Annotated in this window: 24 protein-coding genes; 3 read left to right on the forward strand and 21 right to left on the reverse strand. The window is 40.9% G+C overall.

Going from position 1 to position 25,541, the window contains the following annotated elements; genetic code table 11:
- Positions 1-6: 6 nt before the first annotated feature.
- Positions 7-450, forward strand: a complete 444-nt coding sequence (locus tag NH454_RS15275) for a hypothetical protein (RefSeq protein ID WP_253039548.1) — start codon at positions 7-9, stop codon at positions 448-450.
- A 5-nt stretch (positions 451-455) separates the two neighbouring features.
- Here NH454_RS15275 and icd read toward each other — a convergent pair whose 3' ends face one another.
- From icd to NH454_RS15305, 6 genes are all read right to left on the reverse strand, one after another.
- Positions 456-1,721, reverse strand: coding sequence for an NADP-dependent isocitrate dehydrogenase (gene icd, locus NH454_RS15280; protein ID WP_253039550.1), 1,266 nt, complete (start codon positions 1,719-1,721; stop codon positions 456-458).
- Between the two features lie 107 nt (positions 1,722-1,828).
- The gene (locus NH454_RS15285) at positions 1,829-4,507 is read right to left on the reverse strand and encodes a 7TM diverse intracellular signaling domain-containing protein (RefSeq protein WP_253039552.1); all 2,679 of its coding nucleotides are present in this window, start codon (positions 4,505-4,507) and stop codon (positions 1,829-1,831) included.
- Between the two features lie 37 nt (positions 4,508-4,544).
- On the reverse strand, positions 4,545-6,809 hold the full coding sequence (locus NH454_RS15290; protein WP_253039553.1) for a TonB-dependent receptor: 2,265 nt from the start codon (positions 6,807-6,809) through the stop codon (positions 4,545-4,547).
- A 142-nt stretch (positions 6,810-6,951) separates the two neighbouring features.
- Complete coding sequence (locus NH454_RS15295; protein ID WP_253039554.1) at positions 6,952-9,183, reverse strand: NAD(P)-binding protein; 2,232 nt, start codon at positions 9,181-9,183, stop codon at positions 6,952-6,954.
- Positions 9,184-9,192: 9 nt separating this feature from the next.
- The gene (locus tag NH454_RS15300) at positions 9,193-10,134 is read right to left on the reverse strand and encodes an acetoacetate decarboxylase (RefSeq protein ID WP_253039555.1); all 942 of its coding nucleotides are present in this window, start codon (positions 10,132-10,134) and stop codon (positions 9,193-9,195) included.
- A 45-nt stretch (positions 10,135-10,179) separates the two neighbouring features.
- Positions 10,180-10,755, reverse strand: a complete 576-nt coding sequence (locus NH454_RS15305; RefSeq protein ID WP_168246738.1) for a dienelactone hydrolase family protein — start codon at positions 10,753-10,755, stop codon at positions 10,180-10,182.
- Between the two features lie 367 nt (positions 10,756-11,122).
- Here NH454_RS15305 and NH454_RS15310 point away from each other — a divergent pair, with 367 nt between their 5' ends.
- Together NH454_RS15310 and NH454_RS15315 are read left to right on the forward strand one after the other, a co-directional pair.
- Positions 11,123-11,290 (forward strand): hypothetical protein, encoded by a 168-nt coding sequence (locus NH454_RS15310; RefSeq protein ID WP_165381452.1) that lies wholly within the window; start codon positions 11,123-11,125, stop codon positions 11,288-11,290.
- A 115-nt stretch (positions 11,291-11,405) separates the two neighbouring features.
- Positions 11,406-12,269, forward strand: coding sequence for a TIGR02285 family protein (locus NH454_RS15315; protein WP_253039556.1), 864 nt, complete (start codon positions 11,406-11,408; stop codon positions 12,267-12,269).
- A 22-nt stretch (positions 12,270-12,291) separates the two neighbouring features.
- On the opposite strand, the gene NH454_RS15320 is transcribed toward NH454_RS15315, so the two are convergent.
- The 15 genes from NH454_RS15320 to NH454_RS15390 all read right to left on the reverse strand — a co-directional run bounded on the left by NH454_RS15320 (position 12,292) and on the right by NH454_RS15390 (position 25,508).
- Complete coding sequence (locus NH454_RS15320) at positions 12,292-12,846, reverse strand: YceI family protein (protein WP_253039633.1); 555 nt, start codon at positions 12,844-12,846, stop codon at positions 12,292-12,294.
- Positions 12,847-12,942: 96 nt separating this feature from the next.
- Positions 12,943-15,432 carry a host specificity factor TipJ family phage tail protein gene (locus NH454_RS15325; protein WP_253039557.1) on the reverse strand — a complete coding sequence of 830 codons (2,490 nt, stop codon included), beginning with the start codon at positions 15,430-15,432 and terminating at the stop codon, positions 12,943-12,945.
- A complete protein-coding gene (locus tag NH454_RS15330) occupies positions 15,416-15,811 on the reverse strand; it encodes an NlpC/P60 family protein (protein WP_253039558.1) in 396 nt (131 codons plus the stop codon). The genes NH454_RS15325 and NH454_RS15330 overlap by 17 nt, the downstream gene beginning before the upstream one ends.
- Positions 15,812-15,818: 7 nt before the next feature.
- Positions 15,819-16,310 carry a DUF1833 family protein gene (locus tag NH454_RS15335; protein WP_253039559.1) on the reverse strand — a complete coding sequence of 164 codons (492 nt, stop codon included), beginning with the start codon at positions 16,308-16,310 and terminating at the stop codon, positions 15,819-15,821.
- Complete coding sequence (locus NH454_RS15340) at positions 16,311-17,105, reverse strand: hypothetical protein (protein ID WP_253039560.1); 795 nt, start codon at positions 17,103-17,105, stop codon at positions 16,311-16,313. It abuts the gene before it with no gap.
- A gap of 9 nt (positions 17,106-17,114) precedes the next feature.
- On the reverse strand, positions 17,115-19,205 hold the full coding sequence (locus NH454_RS22450; protein WP_253039561.1) for a sialate O-acetylesterase: 2,091 nt from the start codon (positions 19,203-19,205) through the stop codon (positions 17,115-17,117).
- 1 nt (position 19,206) lies between these two features.
- Positions 19,207-19,671 (reverse strand): hypothetical protein, encoded by a 465-nt coding sequence (locus tag NH454_RS15350; protein ID WP_253039563.1) that lies wholly within the window; start codon positions 19,669-19,671, stop codon positions 19,207-19,209.
- A gap of 1 nt (position 19,672) precedes the next feature.
- Positions 19,673-22,447 (reverse strand): tape measure protein, encoded by a 2,775-nt coding sequence (locus NH454_RS15355; RefSeq protein WP_253039565.1) that lies wholly within the window; start codon positions 22,445-22,447, stop codon positions 19,673-19,675.
- Positions 22,434-22,685, reverse strand: a complete 252-nt coding sequence (locus NH454_RS15360; RefSeq protein ID WP_253039567.1) for a DUF1799 domain-containing protein — start codon at positions 22,683-22,685, stop codon at positions 22,434-22,436. Before NH454_RS15360 ends, NH454_RS15355 begins: the two co-directional genes overlap by 14 nt.
- A gap of 86 nt (positions 22,686-22,771) precedes the next feature.
- The gene (locus NH454_RS15365) at positions 22,772-23,095 is read right to left on the reverse strand and encodes a phage tail assembly chaperone (protein ID WP_253039569.1); all 324 of its coding nucleotides are present in this window, start codon (positions 23,093-23,095) and stop codon (positions 22,772-22,774) included.
- Between the two features lie 35 nt (positions 23,096-23,130).
- Positions 23,131-24,042 (reverse strand): phage tail tube protein, encoded by a 912-nt coding sequence (locus NH454_RS15370; protein WP_253039571.1) that lies wholly within the window; start codon positions 24,040-24,042, stop codon positions 23,131-23,133.
- On the reverse strand, positions 24,039-24,176 hold the full coding sequence (locus NH454_RS15375; RefSeq protein ID WP_253039573.1) for a hypothetical protein: 138 nt from the start codon (positions 24,174-24,176) through the stop codon (positions 24,039-24,041). Before NH454_RS15375 ends, NH454_RS15370 begins: the two co-directional genes overlap by 4 nt.
- A 9-nt stretch (positions 24,177-24,185) precedes the next feature.
- Positions 24,186-24,632 carry a hypothetical protein gene (locus tag NH454_RS15380; protein ID WP_253039575.1) on the reverse strand — a complete coding sequence of 149 codons (447 nt, stop codon included), beginning with the start codon at positions 24,630-24,632 and terminating at the stop codon, positions 24,186-24,188.
- Complete coding sequence (locus NH454_RS15385; protein WP_188730624.1) at positions 24,625-25,131, reverse strand: hypothetical protein; 507 nt, start codon at positions 25,129-25,131, stop codon at positions 24,625-24,627. Before NH454_RS15385 ends, NH454_RS15380 begins: the two co-directional genes overlap by 8 nt.
- Positions 25,131-25,508 (reverse strand): hypothetical protein, encoded by a 378-nt coding sequence (locus NH454_RS15390; RefSeq protein WP_253039577.1) that lies wholly within the window; start codon positions 25,506-25,508, stop codon positions 25,131-25,133. The genes NH454_RS15385 and NH454_RS15390 overlap by 1 nt, the downstream gene beginning before the upstream one ends.
- Between the last annotated feature and the right edge of the window lie 33 nt (positions 25,509-25,541).

Consider the following 25,541-nt stretch of genomic DNA (forward strand, 5'->3'; position numbering starts at 1 on the left):
ATGATTATGGAAACTTCAGCGCAATTCACTCAACAGGACGGCCTTTACATCAATGGTCAATTACACTCATTCATCGAGCAGCAGCTTTGTAAAAAAAGCGATTTAGCTTGCGAAGAAATTTACCAAACACTGGCAACGATGGTTGATGAGTTTGGCTGCCAATGCCGTAAAACCAAACATCAAGATGATGATGTTTTACAAGCAGACACACTGTTAAAAGCATATAGCTCAGTTCGCACTCACCCGCATTGTCATGTAGATGCGCAAACTACAACAGCAGTGCTCGATGAATACTGTTGCCAAGTGCCGGCTATTTTAGTGGTAGCGTTAATGGACACATTAACAGGCATAACAAGTAACGAACCAGGTGCAGAGCACATTTACCAACGTGCAGCACAATTAACAGGTAAACCATGTGTCTACGCTGTTAAAAATGCCAATGCCGCTTAATATGGTTAATTATTTGAGTTACTTATTCGAGCGATGATGCTTTTTGCAAAATCACTGCAACTAAGCATCGTCGCACCGGCTACTAGGTTAGCTAAATCAAACGTCATTTCATTTGCGCTGAGCGTCTGTTCAAGCGCCTTTTCAATGTTATCCGCAGCTTGATGCCAACCCATAAAACGTAGCATCATGACCGCACTTAAAATACTGCTTGTTGGATTTGCACTGTCTTCACCGGCGATGCGATTAAATGTACCATGAGTCGGTTCAAAAAAAGCCACTTCATTATTTAAATTTGCTGCAGGCATAATACCCACGCCACCCACCTGAGCTGTAAGCATATCAGCCAAGTAATCACCGTTTTGATTTGTTGTCACCACCACATCGAATTGCTCTGGGGTGAGCAGCGCTTGTTGTAACATGTTATCGGCAATCACTTCTTTGATGATTAAATCATCTTGATTGTCTCGTTTGATCACTAACCAACGACTATTTTCATGCGCTACAGCGTTAAACTCTTGCTCAGCAAGTGCAAATGCCCAGCGTTTAAACGCGCCATCGGTAAATTTGAGTACATTGCCTTTGTGCACCACAGTCAGTGATTCACTACGCTCTTTAAGGGCAAAGTTTAGGGCGTAACGCATCAAGCGTTCTGCCGCCTCTTTCGAGCTATTTTTAATACCAATACCGCATTGGTTATCAAAACGAAGTCGGGTAACACCCATTTCTTGACACAAAAAATCAAGCATACGCTCGTTATCAATACTGCCAGCCTGCCACTCAATGCCCGAGTAAACGTCTTCAGAGCTGTCGCGTATTACAGTGATATTGGTTTTTTCAGGTTCTTTTAAAGGTGATGGTAAGTGTGGATAACTGCGAATGGGCCGCATGTTTACGAATAAATCCATCTCATGACGAAGAGCCACATTTAAAGAACGAAAACCACCACCAAGAGGAGTTGTTAACGGCCCTTTGATAGCAATTTTATATTGCCTGACAGCATGTAAGGTTTCTTGCGGGAACCAATCACCATCGTAAAGCGCGGCAGCTTTTTCGCCATTGAACACTTCCATCCAATGTATTTGTTTATCACCTTGATAAGCATGACTTACCGCAGCGTCGACAATATTACGCATTACAGGAGAAATATCTTGGCCAACACCATCGCCTTCAATATAAGCAATAACCGGATTGTCAGGAATATGCCATCGCCCTTTACTATCGATAGTAATTTGTGCGCCCTTTGCTGGCACCGAAATGTGTTGATACTGCATCAAACTTTCCAAGCAATATGTTTTAACATTATTAGTATCAAGAAATAGCTAATTTGTCTGTGCTCATAGCGAAATAACGAGCATTCAACTAATTGATGTATCAATTATTAGTGAATGACATTGGCTATCTCATCTTCCATCGCGCAGAACAACGAGGCAATAAGTTGTGTATCAATCGTGACGGTGTCGTTTTTCAGCGCAGTATCTACGGCAACGGCCTTAACATAAAGCTTTTCACATTCGAACATATTGGCTGCGCCTTTTAACATATGCACATTTCTACTTAAACCATCGATATCCATGTTTTTGTACTGTTCACGCATTTCTACATACTGGCTTTCAAGGCCTTTAATATAGTCATCTTTGAGGGCCTGAAATTCTTTTTCGGGCAACTTGATGTCTGCCAATTCATCACAATCTAAATAGCTGGCAATTTTGTGGCTAAAGCCATTTCTGTCGATTGGTTTGGCTATTAAATCATTAAAGCCTTGTTTCATATAACGGGTGACTTCATGTTTCATAGTATTGGCTGTTAGGGCAATGATAGGTGCAGTAACACCTGTTGCCTGCATCATTTTTAATGCTTCTTGACCGTCCATAATCGGCATTTGAATATCCAGTAGAATAAGGTCAAAGCTGTCTTCGAGGGTTGCTTGCACAGCGTCTTTGCCATTTTCAACGGTGGTCACTGTCAGCCCCATACGCTCTAATATTCGTGCAATTAAACGTCGGTTATCTGGATGGTCTTCAGCAAGTAGCACGCGCCCTTTTAGATTTTCTGGCGCATCGAGTTTACTAAATGGTGAGGTTTCAATAAGCTTCACTTCGCTCATGTCATTGAGCCAACGTGTGTTATCTGTGGTGTACACCGACATGGTGAAAATAAATTCACTGCCAGAACCCACATTACTTTTAACGCTGATATCACCATCCAATTTCTGCGCAAGGCTCTTTGAAATGTTAAGGCCAAGCCCGGTGCCACCATACTGGCGAGAAATACTAGAATCCGCTTGATAAAAGGCACTGAACAAGGCTTGTTGCTCTTTGTCTGTCATGCCGATACCGGTGTCTTTTACGCTTATCGACAACTTATCGTTATGACAGCTCACCGTTAAGGTTATACGCCCCACTTGAGTGAACTTAAGGGCATTGGTTGTGAGGTTTAATAAGATTTGCCTTAAACGACTCGGATCGGTGATCAAGTAGTCTGGCAACGGGAACTGATAATCCACACTGAATTTTAAGCCTTTATCGCGTATTTGCTTACCGATCAAAGACTCAATATTGGCAATGGTGGCAAACAAATCTGTTTCGACTAAATCAATCTCTAGCTTGTTTGCCTCAATTTTTGACATATCGAGTATATCGTTTATTAACCCAAGAACATGGCGGCTATTTTGTAAAATAACGCCAATACCATGATTACGCTCATGAGGCTTGATATCACCAAGCATAATGCCGTCTGCATAGCCAATTATTGAGGTCATTGGGGTACGAATTTCGTGGCTGATATTTGCCAAAAAGCGACTTTTGGCTTCATTGGCATCTCGTAATTCATCAGCCAACTCTTCAAGCTCTAAGGTTCTTAATTGTACTTTTTCTTCTAAGTTTTTGTTTAGCTCTACGTTGTCATCATGTAATAACCTAAACTTGTCAGCAACAGCAAATGCTAGCAACATAGCGTCCATTGCCGTGCCTATCAAACCCAATAAATACAAATTAATTGAGGTGGCTGGCAACAAGCCTAAATTAGTTAAATTCCCGACCATGTTCGGTAGCATCATGGCAATATAGGCAAGCACAAAATAACGTGCCGGCTTAAAGCCAATCAGCATACAACGAATACCAATGTACAAGCCTAAACACAAAGCAACACCGGTAACTAATGTCGCCCAATAAAAACCAAAGCTTGGCCATAAAACACAAAAAGGGATGCCTAAAGTCGCAATAAACCCTACCGTTAAGGATAATTGAGCGAGCTTAGGGAACGTTTCTTTTAATTTGAGTAAATTATTGTAAAACAGAATATTGGTTAATGGTGTTAAGGCAAAACCTAGCCAATGAAGGTGCGGGTTATAGTAGCCAAACAATTGGTCTGATATATGAAAAAAATGACTCCATGCAAACACCCAAGATGCCGTAAATAACGCATAGTAAAGGTGAGTAACATCACGTGAGACTAAATAAATTAATAAGTTATAAAGTCCTAACGCAATCCCCACTCCAAAACAGAGCATCATGATCATATTTTCAAGAGTAATGGTTTCAAAATAATCTTGATAAGGTGTTAGTACCAGTTTTGCTGGGGTATAAAAGTAATCACTTTCAAAATAAGTGATTAGCGTATAGTGTTTATCTTTTTCAAGAGATAAGCGGTTACCATAGTGAAAGGCAAATTGATTTGGTTTTACACCGCCTGTAACAAACTGCTGAACCGGTGCGTTTGGATCAGTCATGTCGTAGATTCGACTTTCTATTTTTGATACAAGAGTGTTGTAGGGATAAAGTACTAAATCTTCAAATTCACTTTGATTTTCTATTTCAACGATTAGCCAATAACTACCTCCGACTGAGCTAATACGAGATTGTGGCTTTTTATTTGCGCGCCATTTAGATATATCAGCCACTGACGACGGAAACATATTATCGTTTGCGCTTAAAACTTGCCCAACATCATGCAGGTTTTGCTCCGCTGAGACATTCGTGTATACAAATGTCTCTTGTGCAAAGACCGAAGAACATAACAATAGAAAAAGCAGACCACAAATACACAGCTTTAACCGCATTCACTAGACTCCTTCACTACAACAAGCCTGCTGGTAATTAAAATTGAAAAGAAACGTCAAAACCATATCGTCTCCCTTCTCCTTTAAAGTCTTCAAGCATGCCTAGGAACGAGCTTAAATCGAACTTTAACTGACTGTATTCAGTATCAAATAAATTTTTGCCCCACAAAGTAAATGACCAATTATCAACATCGTATTTTAGATGCGCATTAACAATACTAAAGCCTTCTTGGCGGGCATAGGGATTCATGTTCTGGTCAAAATAAAACTCAGACTGATAATCGTATATGATGTTCGCTGATAACGGATACGACGCTAAGCTAGTGTCGTATTTTAACCCTGCTGAGACATTCCATTTAGAGGTAAAAGGCAGTTGATTATCGGTAATGCTATTACCAAGTGGGTCAACATAGTCCTCAAATTCTGCATGGGGGATATAACCCACAGCAAGTAACATGGCTAATTGCTTAGTTGCTTGATAGTTAATTTCAGTTTCAAGGCCATAGATTATTGAATCAGCAACATTTTCAAGTAATTGCACAGGCGGCATTTGCGGTGTTTCTGACGCTTGGTTCATAAACACTTGTTGGTCGTTGTAATCATAATAAAACGCCGCCCAGTTCATTCTTAATTGTTGCTTAGGCCAGTACGACTTTAAGCCAATTTCATGGGCATTCAAGCGCTCTTTACCGTAATTCGCTAAAATTGCTTGTTCTTCAGATGATAAGAAGCCGCCATTGTAGCCGCCACTTTTACTGCCATTTGCAAATCGATAATAAACATTGCTTGCATCAGAATAACGGTAATTAACCGCAATTTGCCCTGTAAAACCGTTATCTGATTGCTCATCAGTAACGCGATAAAATGGCACCAGCACTCCGTCTAAGTCATTCACATCAACCACCGCATTTAATGTGGCGATTGAGTCATACTCTAGTGATTCATAGTCATATCTAAGACCTGCTGTAATCATCCACTGTTCTGCGACAGGCACTTCAATTTGGCTAAACACGGCCAAATTCTGCATCTTGATTTCATTATCGTAGATAAAGGTAGCCGTTAAGTTTGTTGGTAAAATGCCGCGAAAATCGCGTAAAATATCATTTAAATTATCTTGCTCAATGGTTTCATCCGCGAAATAAACACCACTCGTTAGCGTGTAATCTGCAAATTCATTTAACAATCTAAATTCTTGGCTAAACATTTGGGTATCTAACCCAAGTACCCCTTCGCATAAGCGAGCTGGTGAACCATCGCAATTAAAGGCATGGCTTCTTTGAAGATCATTAAAGCTCGACAATGAAGTAAATGTAGTTTGCTCGTTTACATGCCAATTTACTTCAGCGATAAAGCCATAGCCATCAGATTTATGAGGTGAGTCATTATTTACGCTTACCTCAAAAAAGTCGTCACTACCATCATTAAAGCCAAAATTATCAAAACAGCGTGTTGACCCCGCATCTGCTGGTGAACAAAGTTCTCCGGTTAAAGGGTTCGCTACAACACCAATACTCCCTACAGGCTGGACAATACCGTCCCAATCTTCAATATGCGCTTGCAGGTAAAGATCAACCTCATCCCATTCAGACGAAAAAGATACACGGGCATTTTTTTGCTCCATGCCTGCCGTTGGCGAGTCTGCAAAGGTATTTTTTGTTGAGTATTGGTAGTCTTGATAGTTAACAGCAACACGTAATGCACTAGAGTCAGTTAATTGCTGATTCCACACGCCATCGAGGCTCGTGCCATTGTTATTGGCTACTCCTAAGCTCAATGATCCATAGCTATCAAGCTCAGGCCGGTTTGAGCGAATAAGGATAGCACCACCCGTTGAATTACGACCAAATAAAGTCCCTTGTGGGCCACGTAAAATTTCGAGTTGCTCAATATCGTACAAACTCACAATTTGGTTATTGGCGGAGCCAACGGCCACACCATCAAGATACATGGCAACAGGTGACGTATTTGCGGTGTTGTAGTCAAGAAGACCCACCCCACGAATACTTACTGCGGGAGGTGTCCCCTCTGCGGCGTTTTGCGTTATTTTTACATTAGGTGAGAATAAACCAATCTCAGTTGAATCTTTAATATGTTGATTCTTGAGTAATTGTCCTTTCACTTGGCTCACCGCCACGCTAACGTCTTCAATTGCTTGAGGACGCTTTTGTGCGTATACACTAATGACTTCCATGTCTTTTCTAGTCTCTGCAGCCTGCGCAACAGCGCTTGCAATGACACAGAGTACCAAGCTTGAACAAGATAGTGTCTTCAGCTTTGGATCAATAAGAAAAGGACGCTTCATTCGCATTTTGACCTTAAAAGAGGGAAACCTGTTAAATTCTTGTAATTTCCAGCTTAGTATAGACCAAAACAAAGATTAAAGTCGCATACAAATAACAAAGACTAGTTATTTGTAATCAACACCATAATTGCCATCAGCATGATCATTCTTTTTCAAACGCATGTTCACCGCTAATCGTTTTGGGTAGACCGCAAATAGAACGTGCCGTTTGCATACCAGCCATTACAGCAGCTTCAACACAGCCCGCATTAACTCCGGTTTTTATCCAATCGCCAGTGATCCGTAAATTGACAAACTGACTACCATCAGTCGCAAGGCGGTATTTACTCGAATCAACCACAGATAACACATAGCGCTCACTGGGGTCTATATTAACGCGCCAGTACTGCTGTTCTGATACTGGTAAAATACTGTGAGGATCACTATAAAAAACCTGCCAATCAAATTTGTTATCAACATACGCATCAGGCCAAAGTGCCTGCATATCTGAACTAAACAAATTATGCATATTGCGTTTGACTTCTGCCTTCATTTGCTCTGGAAACTGATGCGCAGTTGCAGGAGGGTAACTATCACAACTAAATGCACTACAAAAATAAGCAATATTTTGTGGGCCACTGTCGCTTGGCCAATCTTCTTTATCGACTAAATTACCCATCGCAGCCCAGGTATCAAACGGCTCAACAAAACCACTTAAAATAGGCCCCTCATTGCTTGGCACTGTGTCTTTAAAACCCAGTTGCTGGTTAGTTTTATTCAACCAGACTTGGCAAGCTTGCGTAGCCACACTTTGAACTTTTGTTGCTTGCAGAGAGAGCGCATAATCAACAGCAAGTAATTCTGGGGCTACATGCTCAAGTGAAGCAACCGACACACCTAAAATAAGCGTATCAAAGTCGATACCATGACGAAGAGTGATAGATGGCAGTGCTGTATTAAAATGCTCTTGATAAACTTCTGGCCAGTTACTCCAAAAAGACTCAAGGTTTATTTGATACTCTTGCAGAAGGTGTGCTTGTTCAGAATTAATTTGTGAGTAAATTGGCTCACTTGGCCAACAAGGTAATTGTTTAACATCAATTAACGGCGCATAGTCTTCATTTTTTAGGCTCACTTGCTGACAAAGCTCTATTTCACTTACCAGCGGCTCACCTTGGTCAGTTTGCCCAGCAGATAAGTTAGTTAACTGATGGAAGAACTTAAACTTAACGCCACGCTGTTTTAATAATTCATAAATTGGCGCAAAAATAACATCGCCCATACCCGCTTGCATTTTCCACATTACACCGCCTTTATAGCAAAGGCCAATACGTAACATAGCAAGCGCAGCCACACCGGCTTCAACATTCGGCTTGTTAAAATCACCATTTGGATAAGCAAACACTAAATCATAAAAACCGCGTATCGGTGCTGAATTCACACTGTAAGTTTTATTAGCTCCATTTTTTTCAAGCCACTGACGAAAATCGTAGCAATTAATGACACCAAAGCCATCTCGGTAGACTTTATCTTTTATCAGCCCTGTGAGCATAGCAATGGCTAAGTCAGCGCAGATATAAAGTCGTCTTAGTTCTGCATTTTCATCCAGTAAGTCAATTATCTGCTCTTTGAACCAACGCTTTATCTTGCGAACGATATACCAAATAACGAGGCGATCAGCTTGTTTACTTGTGTGGGTTGTTTGCTGCGAAGTAAACTGCAATAAGTGCGTCAGTAATGAGCGAGGGCTTGATACTACTTCTGCCGCTCCCGCCTCAATATCATCGATAAATTGCCTTGCCCCACTAAGCTGCGTATCAATATCCGTTTTGATCTCTTGGTACATATACTTAAGTAAAGACTGATCTCGTGATTTTTTGGTCACCAATTTTGTTTTAGTTTGGTGCTGCTGACACACTAGCTCAATGCCTTCTGTCCATTTTTTGAGCCATGCTAATGTCATGGTGATAAAATCCCACACCGAAATATCAAGGCTGCCATCAGCAGGATTTCCAGCAACTGTTGGAAAATCAATAGGCCAAGTTTGCCATTCGTTATCAATGAATTCTTGCAAAGCAATAAAACTATGCGGTTTGAATGCCTGCTGCCAGGTTGCCAGCGAACAACTAGCAGGTCGGTTGAGTGAGTTATATACTCCTTCAAGGGTACGAAAACTATTTACATAAGCACCAAACCACACATGTAAACCATGCTCTTCAATACGCTGACCAAAATGGCTATTACGACCACTTGCGCCCTTGCCTCCTAAGCGCCAGCCCTGTTGATACACAGTTATTTCACGATGTTGCTGCCAGTCTGACTGCTCTGTCAGATAAACTGCTGCGGTCATTGCTGCTACACCGCCACCGACAATAGTAATTTTTTCTTTTTGCATGGTTATCCTTTACTCTGGTAAAACTTGAGTCGCGCCAAGTTGGTCAAAATCCATATTGACGTAAAACGGTAAGTGAACAGATTGTTTGCCAAGTGCTATGCCGAACATGTCATTAAGCGGAAAACTCGCCAGATATTTAACATTAAGCTTAAAATCATTGTGCAAAAGTGTTAACTGATGGACTTTTTTGATTACAGACGGTGAATGAACCACGCTCTGATAAACTGCTTTATTACCCTCTCCATCGGGAAATTGCTTAAACAAAATTTGATCCATCTGGGGATGAATGAAACCCTCTAACAATTGTTTTAGCAGTGCTAAGTCAATACCTTTAACTTGAGGGTCAAATAAATCAGCAACGCGTTTTGAAAATCGTGAAACGTTGTCGAGCAAATATTCAGAGATGCTCGCGTCCGTTTGTTCAATAGTTAGTAACTCATGCATTGCTAATTTAGAATCAGGTTTAAACACATCAAAGCATTCATGGGATATAGCAAACCGACCAGCGTCATCTAACGCAGATGGCATTTGATATTCACATAAATATTTATTGTAACCCCACGCCTCTCTGCCATTAATTAAAGCATAAATGTTATTTACGCTGATAAACGCCGGATACCAATAGAGGTGATTAATATCTCCCTTGACCATTTTTGCTACGGGAAGCCAAATAATGATATCCGTTTCTTGCATCCACCCATGCTCTGAAAAGGGAGGTGTCAAAGAGGAGATTTTTTCTATGTCAGTGAAGGTGAGCAAGCAACTGCTACCTAATACATTAAAAGAGACTGAATCTGTAGCCAGTAAATTCAATGTGGTATCAACATAAGCCTGCATCTTTTGCTCACATGCTGAGACAAAAAAACCATACATTTGCGCATTCGTCATGCGACAGGGAGGTTTAGCAACAGGGTTCGATAAAAAGTGGCTGTAATTTGAATGGTCCGTCATAGTTATTACTTATAATATTGTTTAGTAATAACTATAGACTAGTCTTTATGCATTAGTCACGAGTTGTTCGCAATCATGGCTGAGCAAAAGTTGTTTTGTAAAGTACTGAAAAGCGCGTTGATTAAAGTTATCTGATAAAGGGTTCATAAACCCATGCTCATATTGTGTAATATCACATTGAACACCTGCTTTAGCTTTTAAAGCAGACACCACCGGAGCAAGCTCAAAATGCGTTTCTTTTTTAGGAAAAATAAACCTAAAAGGAATAGACGCCTCAAGCTCAAGGTGATTTCTCACTTGTGATGGGTAAAAAGCAATAACCCGTTTTATCGCTGTATTTTTCAACTCTGCTTGAGCACGCCAAACGGCTGTTGCTCCAGCACTAAACGCGATAATTGTTGTAGGCTCACGCAGGGATGACATTTTCAGATGCACTTTTTCGAGATAACCGTCATGGCCACAATGAGTCAGAAAGTGTTGATATTGAAACTGTTCATTAATAGGAAGTTGAATTTGACCCGAATATGGATCACATAGGCACGTTTTGCCACGAAGCTGCTGAGCAAGCTGGGTTAAATGCGCAGTTTTCCCAAAAATATCCGTTACTAACAGGTAATTCATGGTCATACCTATTTATTGTTGTTTTTGTGCCAATTCACACTACACTTGTTTCGAAAAAATATCCAGAAATTAATTGCTGTGTTTAAAAAATAAACCTTGCACTATGAAAAATCTTAACGTAATCTAGTCCTCTGGTTTTAAAAAAACCTCGCGGTTAACCCCTTACCTTGATCCAGTAATTCCCGCATATTCGTATAAACACTTGCAACCCGAGTTGCTAAATGACATTTAGATGAATTTATAAATCATCACTAAACTGTCACAAACTTAGTCAACACTGTATGCAAGACAACAAATGTCGGTCTGTATTTTTTAATGCCTTTTAAAGCTCTACAGACACAGACAAAAAGAAAGAGTGAGTTTTATTATGTCATATAAATACAATGGATCTTTGATCCAAATCGCACATCCAGTGCAATCAATTTCGGTTAACAAACAGCGTGTAATCTTTAGTGACACGCAGGGCTTGAAAAATGCCATTTTCCAAAAGGCGAGTGATGCCCGTCAATTTGTTAAGTGGTTAAAAGCCAACTAAAACCAACCGATTAACGCCAGCTACAATGCTGGCGTTATAGTCTACATACCTACTATCACAAACCTAAATCCCTGCTAAACTTAGATTTAACAATACTTAATTATAGGTAGTAACAATGCGTCGTTTCTGGTTGCTTTTGTTATTTTTTTGCAGTGCTGTTTCACAGGCAACTGAACAACCAAAAGTCATTGAGTGGATCATGGTTGATTTTGCTCCCTACTACATCATGAATGACAAGTATGAAGGTACAGGGCGAGATGAGAGCGTAATCAAACTGCTTGAACAAGCGATGCCTGATTACACTTTTAAGCGCTCCCTGTTTCCTGCAAGTCGCGCAGTGCATGAGCTATCAAATCCATATAATAATTACTGTATGCTATCTTTGTACCAAAGTGAGCATCGCCGTCAGCATATTGTTTTTTCTAAACATACATCAACAGTTGGGTTATCCCCTTCTATAGCAATTAGAAAAGAGTTAGTGGACACTCTAGATCTGAACACAGCAAAGCCTGTTTCATTAAAAACATTACTTGCAGATAAGCACCTTGCTCTTGGAGTGTCTATGAGTCGCTCATTTGGCAAAGACATAGATAATGTTATAAACACCAGCCATGATGCCAATATTATCTCAAGACCCGGTCGTGACACTTTAGCAAGTTTGACATACATGCTTAATAAGAAACGAATTGATATATTGCTTGGCTACCCCAGCGAGCACTACTATTTAGCTCGTTCAATGGGATTTGAAGATGAGCTCACACAATTGACACTGTCAGAGGCGCCCGATTTAAGCCTTGGTTATATTGGCTGTACGAATAACGAACAAGGTAGTGAGCACATAAAAGAGTTAGATATTACGCTTGAAAAAATAGCCCATACTCAGGCTTTTCACGATGTGATGATAAGGTGGCTACCCGATAATTTGCAGCCTATTTTGGAAAAGAGATTAATTAAAAGAAATGAAAGTGCCGCCCATTAAGCGGCACTGATTTAAACTGTTGTTACTTACGAATACCTTCAATAAATAAACCAATATCAACATGTGTTGATGCTGGGCCAAGGTTGTAGTCGATACCATAGTCAGCTAGTTTTAGGCTTGTTTCGCCTTCAAAACCAACGCGGTAACCACCCCAAGGATCTTTACCTTCACCAATTTTATCAATTTCAAAAGTAATGGTTTTAGTAACACCATTTAAGGTAAATTCACCTGTAACATCCGCTTCATCACCGTCTTCATCAAACTTGATTGAGGTACTTTTAAATGTTGCAGTTGGGTATTTATCAACATTTAAGAAGTCTTTGCTGCGTAAGTGCTTGTCACGCTCAGCATGGTTTGAGTCGATGCTTTTAGTATCAATCGTTACATTGATTTTAGATGCATTAGGCGCTTTATCATCATAGCTAAAATCACCTGAGAAAGTATTAAAGCGACCATGTAACCAGCTGTAACCTAGGTGCTTAATTTTAAAAGTTACAAATGCGTGTGCACCGTCTGTATCAATAACGTAGTCAGCTGCATTTGCTGATGCAAGCCGCGAAAACTCGCGGTAGAAAATCGCGAAAAATGCGAAAACTCAGCATTTCACTATTTTAAACACCCTTTCAGTATTACAAAGAAAAAAGCAGCTCTATATAATGTATAACTTATTATGTTAAGTAGGCGCTAAACTATCATCGTCTAGATAAACCCTTTCATCGTAGCGCTCAGCTGTCACTTTTACTCTATCTGTTGATGAAGGTTTAATATCTGATATAAGAACGTTGTTACACCATCGGCTAGTAATGCCAAACATAAATAAAGGTGGTTCTATTGAACCATCGAAGACAGGTTCAAAGTCTAAAGCTTCATTTATTACAACTTCATTGCTTACTGAGCCTATTGATGCTGTATAAGGTCCAGATAATGTACCGTCTGGCTTTCTAAGCGCCAATACGTGAGATTGACCGCTTTGCCATTTTAGTTCTACATTTACATATACTGAGTTTCCAATGATGTACTCAACAACTCCTGACTGCTCGTAACCAGGTATATCATCAGCTAGTGCACAGTAATCAAGGTAACTCGAATTAAGTGCATCCATTTCAGTTGTGAAGTTAAAAGTAGTTCGACGGTATCGGCGAGTACGTCGCTCACGCATACCATATTGATAGGCTTTATTTCTGTTTGTTATTCCAAATGCACGGATCTTATCTGGGTTGATACCTAAGTCACCTGGTAACAAACAAAGCACTGTTTCAGACTTCCAAGTGACGGGGCTGAAGTATTCGACTTCAATACCATCATGCTCATCATCATCGATTAGTTTTATATCTCTTTCTAATAGTCCGATATAGTTATCAGGCTGATACATATGTTTGTGTATAGTACGTGGTTGGTCACGAACAGGTAAAATCTTACCGTAATCTAATACAGGTTTTGCAAAGCCTGGAGCTAAAACTCTTTTTAAAACCGCAAATAATGTACTGCCCGTATCGAACACGGCATTAAATTCATCACCACGGTTATGCCAAATAGTATGCAAAGCTTCTAGCTCATCTAAACCTATTTTATCTTGGCTATGTCCGGCGCTTTGAATTACGTGTGCAAAGAAAGGAGCAATATCAGTCGTTGGCCTTGGGTCACTCCACACACCATTTTCATAGACAGGCAAAATTCGTGTTGGTATCACATTAAACTTGTTTTCTGCAGAACCAGCTAACGCATTTGTACCACGAATTTTTACTGCAATCGTTGTTGCCCCTGGATAACTAGTAGCACTAGTTAATTCAGCTTTTAAGCCAGTCCAATAAATATCATCATATATACGGGTATCATCTGTTGCAGCTGTATAACGCTTCACGCGAACCTCAGGTCGCATATGAGTCGCCAGGTTAATTGGAACTGTTTCGCCGAGCTGGTCATTCGTACTATTTGTAAAGATATGAATTATTGAAGTCCATGAGTCGGCATTTTCATCCCTATAATCGATCCATACTTCAACTGTTCTACTTAAAAAATTCCCGTCATCATCAAGCTCTCCCAACCCTTGTGGTAAAAGAAAGTCTAACCAAATACGATCTGTTCTTTCTCCAGCAGGGCACGCAAAATAAGGTCCGTTAAACTGCCCATCACCACCGCCATCTTCAACTTCAACTGTCGCGCCTGATTCATTTTCAGATACAAAACCAGTCCAGGCAGGATCGTCTTGATATTGGCCATCAACCTTATTAACTGCACTACCATTCGCATCTTTATCTAAAAGCTCATAATAACCGTCGTTCTGCCCATTGAGAGTACCTGATATTGAAAGCACTTCGCCTACAGTGAATGGTGGTACAGTTTTAAAACGCGTATTCCTTCCCAGTTCAGGCTCATACTCTACTAAATGTACTATTAATGCTTCTCCATCAAATGAATAAACATAAGAGCTATTATCACCCCCAGTACTTGTTACTCGGCCTTTTAGTTCAATACCCGAACTGCCCGAGGTTGAGCCAACTTCACTTGATGTATAAACATTTCTATGAGCTTCATGTCCTGAGACATCTTCGCCTGGCCCAAAGACTTGGCAATCAATATCACCCAAGTATCGGTTGATAGGTGTGTTAGCTATTAAAATATTCTCTTCTAATATTTCGTAACTACCTTTACCTACGCACAACATCAAATAAAGCCATTGTTCATTATTAATGTATTCTTTTCGAGGCATAGTTAAATAATCAGGAAACACCTTATGATGGCCAGCGTTCTCTGGGATAACTCCCATAAGCTTTGGTTTGTTTCCCTGAGTATTAACATCATAAATAGAGCTGCCATCTGGCGTAGTGCTGTTGTAATTATCAGGAATTTGGTTAGTCGCGTAAATTGCTACACCAACGGCAATAACAGCAATAATTGCATATGCGATAGCTTCAGCGCCTTTAGCTTCAACAATTAGTTTTACATCATCACCCGGATTAAAAGTTGTGGCCTTAAATTCATTGGGCTTAACTTCTCTATTATTAATAAAAGCACTGAAAAGTGGAGTATCTGACTCAACATAATCAGGCACGTTTGAAACAAGCCATTGGTGCAATGTTTCACCTGCATTACCTTTGCAAGGCTCAAAAAGTGAAAGGTCTAGCTTGTTAGGATATACATTTATATCAACCTGCGTATTCATACACTTTAACCTCACTAAAAAGCCTTTTAAAAACACTCACTCTAACAAACGATGCTCCATGCTTTTTACATGTATGTAGAACATGAATTTCGCCATCTACGTCAACACACACTCCCATGTGCACGAGGTTACACCCTGTAAAACCGCATATGACCGCACCAGGCTTTACAGCGCATAGCTCAAATTCTTCAACTAATAATGAATATGCACCTGTGAATTCTGCTTTATGCTCAGAACGAACATGACCAAAAGATGTAAAAAGCGGGAGATTATATATATGATGAAGAACTAGACGTGTTAAACCCCAACAGTCTAGTCCCTTCATTGTTCTGCCACCTTCAACATACGGGACAGTTTTGTAATCATTAAGATGGTTCATAGTTATCTTAACTAAAGTACTGTAGGCCAGGAGCAAAGTCTGGTGTGTATCGGTCAGTTGGCCATGCTGCATTTACCAAATCATTGAATGATGCGACAACATTAACCCTTAACGCATTCGCCTTAACACTAACAGCGGTCATTTCAAGCGGTCGTTCGCCTGGTTCGTCTAAATAACTAGCCGTGTAAACACGGTAAATTACCTTCACCTTTTCACCGGCTTCGAATGCTGTTTCAACTACTTCTAGAGACTGACCAGTTATATTGTCTAATTGAAACTGCAGGTCTTGACGACCTTTTACTGAACGCTCAGGTAAAGAAACCCCTAATGCGCACGCTTCAAAAGCAACCATTTCACTGCCTTCTATTCCAGCGGTAACATCATCAAAACCAGAACAAATACGGATCACCCCAAACGAAGGGGCTTGCAATTCTAATGAATGAATTGGCAAGTCATTCGTTGGGGCGCTTGCGTATAGCCTTTGGAGTACTTCGCTCATTTAAATATCATTTATAGTTAAGTTAAATAATTTAATGCCACGCTTTAACATTCTCTGCTTTGAGTGTTCAAAAAGCGTTTTTCCATACTCTGGAGTTAATTCCTGACCTTGAATAATGCCAAACTCAGCAATTTGCGTATCAGCAACGGAGGGGTGATCTTGATAATATGCGTTACCAACAGCTAGAGAACGGTTTGAAAAGTTTCGACCACTTGAGCTTATATCCTTAGAAGCAAAAGAATCTGGCCCCATGAATATAGCTAAACTACTAATCGAATCTATATCACCAACATAACCCGCCACAAAGTACCATTCACTTTCTGCTACATAGGAATATCTTGATGAAGATATTGACGGCGTTGAACCATCGTTAAGTCTACATCTCATTGATAATGTTGTGCTGCCAGTGGAGTTAAGTAAAACACCGCCACCTGACTGAACATCTTCATTGGCATTACCTGCTATTAACAACGTGTTTGGTGATTTTGGCAGCTTTTTCACAACTGCAAATATGATATCTTTTCCGCTGCATTGAATATCACTAATTAACCCATTACCTACCTCTTTAGGTAGAATCAAAGAATTAAAGCGCTCGTTAATTTCAGCTGATTGACGTGTGATATCTACGCCATTAACAAGATCCTTAAAGCTATCTGAATTACCTTGATCAAAAACCCAATGTCTAACGGCTAATGGCTCTGCAGCCAATTTGTTATTGAATGAGCCTTCGAGCTTTGGTTCACTCACCAAGTCATTTAAATTCACATTTTGATAATTTAACTTAAATAAGGCCATTTTTTACCCTTACAGATTATTGAATGTTGTTGATGCCCAATTGCCAAATTCCTCGCTACCTTGTGCATCGAAATGCAACTCATCTGAAAGCATGCTGATACCTTCATTATCTCGGCAATATGCGTTTGGATCGGCGGCTGCAAAATCTAGGTGAGCTTGACGAATGGTTGCGTCATACCACAGGCTTGACGAAGGAACAGTTCCATAGATAACAGGTAATTCTGGATCTTCAGCCACACTTCTTAAAATACCAATTAGCTTTGACCACCTAGCTTGATACAAATCAGGGTCTTCCAATCGGCGCTGTGAATCACTTTCACCTTGGTGAGCAATAATGGCTTTAAAGTTAACTTTAATATCATTGAGAGAACAGAATGACATTAAGTTGCTTATTCTATTAACTAAGTCCTCTAATAATCGGGGCGTACCTTCAGGTACTTCATTGTAATCAGGACACCATGAACCTCTGGCATAAGCAGCTGGAGATAAAGCTGTACCACCAGATGTGACTTGGCAAACAACAACATTATCCATTACCTCAGCTATATTTTTAAGAGCTACATGCGCAAAGGAAAATTTGTTAGTTGTTTGGCTTGTAACCCAACTTGATCCATTACCTGACTTGCCTGTTTTATCTAAATAATAATTTCCTATATTTTGGCTATCCCAAACTTTAACTTGATCAACTTGGGAGTCTTGCAACCAAGCTTCACCGTCAGAAACGTTAACTCGGCCATCCGTATTTGACTGTCCAAAAACTATAAATAAATTAATCTCACTCGGTAATAAATTTTTAGTTAAGTAAGTATCTACTTTGCGATGAAAATCAGTAGGAAGCTTGTTAATTCTTACTAATGCACCAAAAAAATTACCATCAATGCCAGTCGCCGCAACACCATTACCTATATAGGCAACTTCAGGTATATTACTAGCACTGTACCCTTCATTTAAAAAACTCTGAGTTAACAGTGTTTCATTGTTATAGCGAACGGAAGCTTTAGCATTTAAGTAATCTATATAAAATGATGAATTAAAAGATGTGCCGTTTTCAATGCTATTTACGATAGGAATATTCTCAGTTACGTCAGTTGTAATCCTTCGTCCATACAAGCGTAAATCAGACGCAGCTGTATATGTTCCTAAACCAACACCTGTCTGTGCTGGAACTGAACGTGAAACATACAGTAACCATTTAACCGTATCAGAACTTAAAACTTCAAAACTAATAGAACCTGATAATGAGGCATTATTAGAAAATATTTCTGGGTTTGCTATTTCTCCATAGCCATCGGCCATCTTAATACAATGAACTGAACCATCTATTGATAGCGTTGAATTGAATAGTGTTAGATGATTTCCATTCCCACTCTTATCCAACATTACAGCTACAGGATCACCATTATTTATGGCAGGAGTCGTCATTGCTAAATCTTGAAATAGTGTATTTGTATCATTTGGGTCATACCAGAACCCTTGAGCACCATTTTCAAATACTGGAATATTGCTTATATCCCATTCTGATTGAGTCGCTGATAAATACTGCTCTAAATCAAAAAAGCTTTTTACTCCCTGAAATTCAAAATGGCCTGTGCGCTTATTAAAATGAGCTAAAGACTTGGTGTTTGTCTTGTCAGAGTAAAGATCTATTTTGTCTTCATTTTCAGGGTTTTTATAAGCGCTGGAATTGAATGCTTGTTCTGAAATGTTGTAAGTATTATCAGTACTAGCTAAATCGGCTACTATACCCTTTACTGCATCCAAGCTTGGATATCTTTTATAGAAAACTGCCGAACCGCTTTCATTACGATATAGATCTAAATAACCATCATCATCAGGACTAACAACATTAAAGTAATTACCGTTAGGTGTTGCACCTAATCCTGCACCAACTGTTGCATACTTAACTCCGTCAATATCATTAACAGCATCGATATAAACTTGTACTAAGGCGTTGAGCGTATCTGTTGTCTTCTTTGTTATGCTTGGCTTATTCTCACCATTAATCAAAACACTGGTCGCTTCATCTCCAGATAAAAGTGTATTTAATTGCTCCAATAGCGTCTCAAGCTCTGTAACTAAACTAAAAAATGACTTGGCCACTTTAATTCTCCTGATAGGTACTTAAGGCGCTTTCAACACCATTCACAAACTCTTCTAGCGTGTTCGGTGCTAGCGCATTTATAGCCGCCTCTTCCTCACTCGCTGCTTTATATTCTTTCATTTCAATCTGCGCCTGGTATTGCCATACCAAAGCGCTTATTGGTTTCATGTTCTCGAGTGGATCTTTCATAAACCGCACCTGGTGCTTAACAACGCCTCGAGGCGTTAAAATATCCATCAAAAACCAGTCAATTAAATTCACTCCATGATCAACAAAGCCCTCAAAAACTGTTGCTTCGTCTTTTCTTAAGCGCCAAGTTGCTTCCATAAGAGTTGGTACACTTAAATGCTTACGGCGCTGGCGTGCTCGGCCAGTGCTCATTTCTGTGCGAAGAATGTTTGGTTGTCGCTTATAAGCTGCGTCTTTTAAACGTGGTAAAGGCAGCGAACTTGGGTAATTGATCATCTTAGGTTCCCGTGCGCTGCATATTTGGATAAGTGCGTTCTAGCACTTCAGACATAGGACCACCGCTTCGGATATCAGCTACAAATACGTTAATTTGTTCGTCGCCATTTTCTGAACGTGTTTTCTCATATGTGCCAGCACGACTTGCATCTTCAACAAGTCTTATCACTACATTTACGTTAGTTGCGCCTGCAGCTGTGCCTGGTGTTCCTGCCGCTTTCATTTGGCTAGGGTTAAACACACGGCCACCATTACCGCCCGCTAAATAATGTTTACCATTTAGCTCTACAAGCTCAGGCGTATTGCGCTCACCAATCTCAATCAACTTGTTACTATTGGTGTAACCGCCATATTGGAAACCAGGTGGTTTTTGATCTTTTATAGATTTAACTTGAGCCAAACCAAGGCCAGTAATTACACCCGCAGCAATTGGTCCAGCAATTGGCCCCAATTCAAGTGCCGCTGCTGCAGCTGTATAAGTACTCATTAAAGCTTTAGCAATATTCAGTGTTTGCTGAACTTTAAAAGCCTTCTTACTGTGTGTTGCATATTGGCCAGCTAGGTTCTCACCAATTTCTAAACCAATGGCAACACGGTCATTACCACTAGCACGATCAAAATCAACAAATTGCTGGACTACTTGGCCATAGTTACCTGCATATCTAAGTTGAACAGCGCGTTTGCGGTCTTCATGTGCAGCCTCTTCAGCTTCAATACGGCTATGAAACCCTTGCAACTCAGCAATTTCAGTTTCATATCTATCACGACGAATTTGGTCTTCACGTTGGCGGGCTTCATTCTGGCGCTGTATTTCACGCGCTTGCTTATCTGATTCAAGCTTTTCTAATGCAGCATCACGTTGCTGGCGAAGCTGTAGCTCAATTTCAGCATAACGTGCAGAGTCTTTGCCTTGCTCATCGAGCGCATTTCTAGCTATCTCTGTACGACGAGTATAAGACTGACGAATACGATCTTCTTCAGTCAATAGGTCTTCTGTTAACTGCGTAAAGTCTTTTTCAATATCCGCTTGCTTATTTTTCTCATCAATCAAGCTGGCAAGGTTACGCAGTTCTTGTTGTTGCTGGGGTAATAACTTGGCGTATTTACCACTGGCAATTTCATAATTAAGTTTTTCTAGCTCAGTGTTTTTACCAAGCAAGGCTAAGCGCTGCTGGTAAGAGGCATTCGCTTTTTGAAAATCCGAAAGGTCATTTGGGCTTTGGCCTTGTTCAGGCTTCTTAGTCGAACTTTTCCCTACAACAGCCTGTAAAGCAACTATCTCATTTTTAAGATCTGTTACACGTTTTTCTGCTGCTTCAACATCTTCAAACTTACCCTTTAAGAACGGGTTATTAAAACGTTGCCTTGCTTCATCTGCGAGCTGAATTGCACCTTTTAAACGCCCTTGAGCTAGCAACAATAAGCCTTGTGCTTGCTTACCGGTTAAGTTTGCATATGGGCTTAAATCTTTACTTGCGTCTTTAAGTTTATTTACAGAATCAGTTGCATCGTCCGCATTTGATGCAAATTCATAAATCCCCCAAGCAGCCAACATAATTAAACCAGCAGGACCTCCTAAAAGTCCCATAGTGCCGCCCAGTGCACGCATTGCTATATTCGAACTGCGCACAGCAGCTGTATGTGCAATCGTTGCAGCAGTTAACCGTGCTTTTGCAGGGCCTAACACATTTGCCGCGCCAGTCATTGCAACCAAAGTTTGCACTTTACGCATATTTGCTTGAGCTGAAGCAAGCTCTGCAGCTGTATTTTTTACCGTTTCTTGAGCAAGTCGAGCTTTAGCTATTGTTGCTCTGGCCATGCCAGCTGCACTTACTGTTAAGCTGGTCGCTAATCTTCCACCAATAACAATAGCCAGCGCAGTTGCAGCTGTTGTTAGATTATCAATTAAGTCTTGATTTGTAGTCAGCTCATTTAATACCGTAGTTGCAGCATCAATTGCCGGCACAAGTGCAAAACTCACTGGTTGTTCTATACGGTTTATTAATTGCTCATAGGCTGTTTGAGTTCGATTAAGCGCCGCGGGTACGGTAGATGCAATACTTTGTGCAGCCCCCTCATACTCACCTAGTGCTTTGATAAAGGTATCTTTAAAAAAGGTGTTGGTTACTTTACCGCTAAGAACCATCTGCCTAAAGCCACCAGACACAAGACCAGCAGCTTTATCTAATTCAGTTATCAAACCAGGTAACGGATCAACCACTTGATTAAATTCTTCTGCACGTACTATTGAAGAATCCATTGCTTGAGCAAAGCCATACATGGTTTGTTCTAGCTGAGTATTAGATGCACCGATTTTAGCGGCAACATTTGATGTACCTTCAAGAACCTTACGTCCTTCTTCGGCAGATAGCTTATTTGCTTTCTGTAAAGTAAGAATTCTGGCGTAACTATCAGCCATGGTTGAATAAACTTTATTGTGCTTATTACTTATCTCAATCAAGTAATTCTGCACTTGGGCGTATTCTTGGCTTGAAGTGGTTAGCCCTTGCAAACGGGCATTAAGTAGTTGGATCTGACCAATGTTTTGCACTTGCTGCTGTGCAAAATTAAGAGCCATAAAGCCACCAACAGCGGTGGCAAGGCTGGTATAACTGCGGGCAACACTATTATTACTAGACTCAAGCGCACGATTTTGCGCAACTTGCTGCTGCGCTTGTCGTTGTAACGAGCGTATATCGTTTGTATTCGTACGCGTACCCTGGCTAATTGCTTTGCCATCGTACAGTACTTTTAAACTTAAGTTATATCTGCTCATGCTGCTCTCGTGCTGCGTTCATTGCTTCTACTTCTAACACCTGAATTTTTTTAAAAATGTCAGGGGTAATGTTTAACCCAGCTAGCCGCCAAGCGACTTCAGCATTGCCATAATCAAGGCCGCGTCCTTCTCCTTGCCATTGTGTTTCAACCATTAAAAACGCATTTACTGCTTCAGCATTGCAGCTGTACAAATCAAAATGTTTCTCTTTGTTTTGCGCTTTTACTTGGTCAATCACTTCCTTGGGTGCTTTTTGCTGGGTTAAAACTTCAAGTAAATGTTTGGTGTCGGGGTGTTCGTCGGCTACCCAATAGCGGGCAGCCTCTAGTAGTTTTTTCTGCCAGCCACAGCTACAGCCACAAAATAGGCATCAAGTACAGCAGTTCGCCACCAACTCACCTTTAAACATTTAGCTAAATTGTCATCGTTAAATGGCAGTGGCTTATTGTTTTCATCAACAAAGTCATCACCCCAGTCAACGAGCACGCGCTTAATCATTTCGTGGTCTCCACTTTCGGCAAGTGCTTCGTTTGCGTCATCATCAAGTAGCTTAAATTGAGCGGTAAACTCGTGGCTGTCGCCATCAAAGGTAAACTTAACGGGCTGATGAACTTGCACGTTCTGCATTGTCACAATTGAAAAAGCCATTGTTTTCTCCTGGTGTAAAAGTGTTTTAAAACGAATTAATCAAGTAACAGGCTAAACTCGTCATTGCCTGTTTGCGGTAAAATAGCTAGGGCCATTTCAAGCTCTGCCTTTTTGGTGCGCTCAACATACTTAGGCTGTTTCACTTGCACTTTAGGGCAGCTAATCGTTACGCGGTGACCACCTGCAGGGCCGTGCTTAATTTGCAGATTGCCGGTTGTCGAATCTTTTGCTCGAGTAAAAAAGTCAATATCAGCCACATTAGGCGCAGCAATATTGACCGAGCCAGACATTGCGCGGTCTAAAAACTCAATCTTTGCCGTAGTAAGAGTTGGATCAAACTCCACTTCGTTGCCTGCATCGATGCTAAGTTTCGACGGCACAACTTCGAAGCCATGTAATAAAAAGTCAGTGGTGCGTCCTGCGCCCAGCGGAATAGGTTTAGGCCATGCACTAAAGTCGGCTGTTGGTAATGCGTTATCTTCAGGCGCAACATAAAGGCCTTTAAAATCGAACGATAAATAAGGAATGCCTTTTTCAAGCTCAATACTCACATTGCCTTGTGCACCTAACAAAGTGTGCTTATTACGACCAAGCTGAAAGTGCATAGCCACTGATTCAGGTGCATCTGAAATAGGTGTGTATTCAACACTGGTATCAGCCACAATAACTTCAGCCATACCACAGGCGCGCATTAATGGCCCCCACGCTGGGGCAACACCTAATGTGCCACTGCCTACCAGTTCAACTTTAAAACTGATACCCGCATATTCATTCGTAAACATGCTTTCTTCAGCACCTAAGTAAGGCGTATTTAAACCGCGCTCAACTTCCTCACCTTCAAGAGGGCGTAGCTCAATATCTTTAGTTAGCATGGCAAGCATTGCACCAGGCAACGTGCCATACGTTTGTTCAATTGCCGCTAACAGGCTGGTTTGTGACCATTTCATTTGCTTGCACCTTTGTCTTCAACTTTGTTCGCTTGCTTTTTAGCTGTGCTCTCAGGCTGTGTTCTGGCCACGAGCTTCAACTTACCTTTGACGTCTTTTATATAGCTGCCGCCTTGGCTTGGCTTTTCGTTCATGCTGCTCTCCTAACTACTTACATTCACTGTTAAACGCATACGCGCCTGATGACACAACACACCACAGAACATCACTGGCGAGTGGTCATCTAAAATCAGCCCTGTGTCGTCGCCTTCGTCCAGGTCATCAACCAAATCATTAAGTAATGGATCACCTGCAAATGCGTCATCTAAAGATTCAATGGCATTTTCAAAGTGCTCTTGGCTATCTTCGTCATCTACAAAGCTCTTTAAAAAAACCACATCAAAGGTATAAGTAACCGTTGTTCTAGGGGCATACGGGTTTTGGCGTTTACGGCGTTTTAATCGGATATACCCGCCACTAATAGCATCACCTTGGGCATACATGGCTTTGAGTTCTTGAGTGTTTTTGCTAAAGCGCTCTTTTTTATAAAAGGTGCCTACATTCGCACTATTAAGCACATTCAAAATCGCCGTTCTTACCTGGTTAAGCATTTGCACCACCCAACTTATTAATCATCAACTTCATTGCTTCGTTAAACCGTGCCTGTATATATGGCTCACTGGCCTCAAGGCCTTCTTTAAACATCAACTTGCCGGTTGTACCACGCGCATTAATTTTCAATGCTATCAATGTCGCTACTCGTTCTGCTTCATCACCTTCAAGGCTAAGTACTGCCTCAACCCAATTCACTAAGGGTTCAATTGGTGGCATATGTGGTTTAGTGCCAAGCTCTACGGCTTCAGCGTAAAGCTTGCTAGTACCTACATAACCAATACTCACAGCTGGGTTTATTAAAACTTCACTATTAATACTGGCGGCTAAGTGGCCACCATCGCCGCTACCCAAAGGAGTTCTGCTTACTACTTGATACTGTGCGTAAGCTACCGACTCATTCATTGCGCTCGAGAGCTGCTCTTGCACCATTGCCGGTGAGTGCTGCCAAAGCTCCGTCAATGCATCAAAGCCCTTTGCTGTAATTCGCACAGGCATTAGCGCAACCGTTGGCGCTTAGGCAGTTGCACAGCCTTACCATGCGCACTGCTTTTATTGTCATTAACGACAACCGCCGCATACTGGCTGCGGTAGCCGTTGGCGATGCGTCTAAAACTGTCGGCTTTAGTGCCGTGGTCAACGCTATCGCTTGAAATCGTACTGTTATCATCGTTGGCGTAATACGTGGCCAACTTATCAATGCAGCTTGCAGCTGCGAGTTTTAAACAGACATCCACATGCTCTGCAGCAATCTCAACATTACCCGTATCTTTTTGGTACTTCGCCAGCATATCGGCATAGGCACTGGCAATTTCATCAGCGCTTAAAATGCCTGCTTGGTCTTGTACATAAGCTGGGAGTCTGTCTGCATACATAGTTAAAACACCTTATAAAGCGCATCCGTGCGC

The organism is Pseudoalteromonas sp. Ps84H-4 (assembly GCF_024124645.1).
Classification (GTDB): domain Bacteria; phylum Pseudomonadota; class Gammaproteobacteria; order Enterobacterales; family Alteromonadaceae; genus Pseudoalteromonas; species Pseudoalteromonas lipolytica_C.

Bases quoted from the DNA above. Each gene is read 5' to 3' on its own strand.
- NH454_RS15275 (WP_253039548.1), top strand. From the start codon at position 7: ATGGAAACTTCAGCGCAATTCACTCAACAGGACGGCCTTTACATCAAT.
- icd (WP_253039550.1), bottom strand. From the start codon at position 1,721: ATGCAGTATCAACACATTTCGGTGCCAGCAAAGGGCGCACAAATTACT.
- NH454_RS15285 (WP_253039552.1), bottom strand. From the start codon at position 4,507: ATGCGGTTAAAGCTGTGTATTTGTGGTCTGCTTTTTCTATTGTTATGT.
- NH454_RS15290 (WP_253039553.1), bottom strand. From the start codon at position 6,809: ATGAAGCGTCCTTTTCTTATTGATCCAAAGCTGAAGACACTATCTTGT.
- NH454_RS15295 (WP_253039554.1), bottom strand. From the start codon at position 9,183: ATGCAAAAAGAAAAAATTACTATTGTCGGTGGCGGTGTAGCAGCAATG.
- NH454_RS15300 (WP_253039555.1), bottom strand. From the start codon at position 10,134: ATGACGGACCATTCAAATTACAGCCACTTTTTATCGAACCCTGTTGCT.
- NH454_RS15305 (WP_168246738.1), bottom strand. From the start codon at position 10,755: ATGAATTACCTGTTAGTAACGGATATTTTTGGGAAAACTGCGCATTTA.
- NH454_RS15310 (WP_165381452.1), top strand. From the start codon at position 11,123: ATGTCATATAAATACAATGGATCTTTGATCCAAATCGCACATCCAGTG.
- NH454_RS15315 (WP_253039556.1), top strand. From the start codon at position 11,406: ATGCGTCGTTTCTGGTTGCTTTTGTTATTTTTTTGCAGTGCTGTTTCA.
- NH454_RS15325 (WP_253039557.1), bottom strand. From the start codon at position 15,432: ATGAATACGCAGGTTGATATAAATGTATATCCTAACAAGCTAGACCTT.
- NH454_RS15330 (WP_253039558.1), bottom strand. From the start codon at position 15,811: ATGAACCATCTTAATGATTACAAAACTGTCCCGTATGTTGAAGGTGGC.
- NH454_RS15335 (WP_253039559.1), bottom strand. From the start codon at position 16,310: ATGAGCGAAGTACTCCAAAGGCTATACGCAAGCGCCCCAACGAATGAC.
- NH454_RS15340 (WP_253039560.1), bottom strand. From the start codon at position 17,105: ATGGCCTTATTTAAGTTAAATTATCAAAATGTGAATTTAAATGACTTG.
- NH454_RS15350 (WP_253039563.1), bottom strand. From the start codon at position 19,671: ATGATCAATTACCCAAGTTCGCTGCCTTTACCACGTTTAAAAGACGCA.
- NH454_RS15355 (WP_253039565.1), bottom strand. From the start codon at position 22,447: ATGAGCAGATATAACTTAAGTTTAAAAGTACTGTACGATGGCAAAGCA.
- NH454_RS15365 (WP_253039569.1), bottom strand. From the start codon at position 23,095: ATGGCTTTTTCAATTGTGACAATGCAGAACGTGCAAGTTCATCAGCCC.
- NH454_RS15370 (WP_253039571.1), bottom strand. From the start codon at position 24,042: ATGAAATGGTCACAAACCAGCCTGTTAGCGGCAATTGAACAAACGTAT.
- NH454_RS15375 (WP_253039573.1), bottom strand. From the start codon at position 24,176: ATGAACGAAAAGCCAAGCCAAGGCGGCAGCTATATAAAAGACGTCAAA.
- NH454_RS15380 (WP_253039575.1), bottom strand. From the start codon at position 24,632: ATGCTTAACCAGGTAAGAACGGCGATTTTGAATGTGCTTAATAGTGCG.
- NH454_RS15385 (WP_188730624.1), bottom strand. From the start codon at position 25,131: ATGCCTGTGCGAATTACAGCAAAGGGCTTTGATGCATTGACGGAGCTT.
- NH454_RS15390 (WP_253039577.1), bottom strand. From the start codon at position 25,508: ATGTATGCAGACAGACTCCCAGCTTATGTACAAGACCAAGCAGGCATT.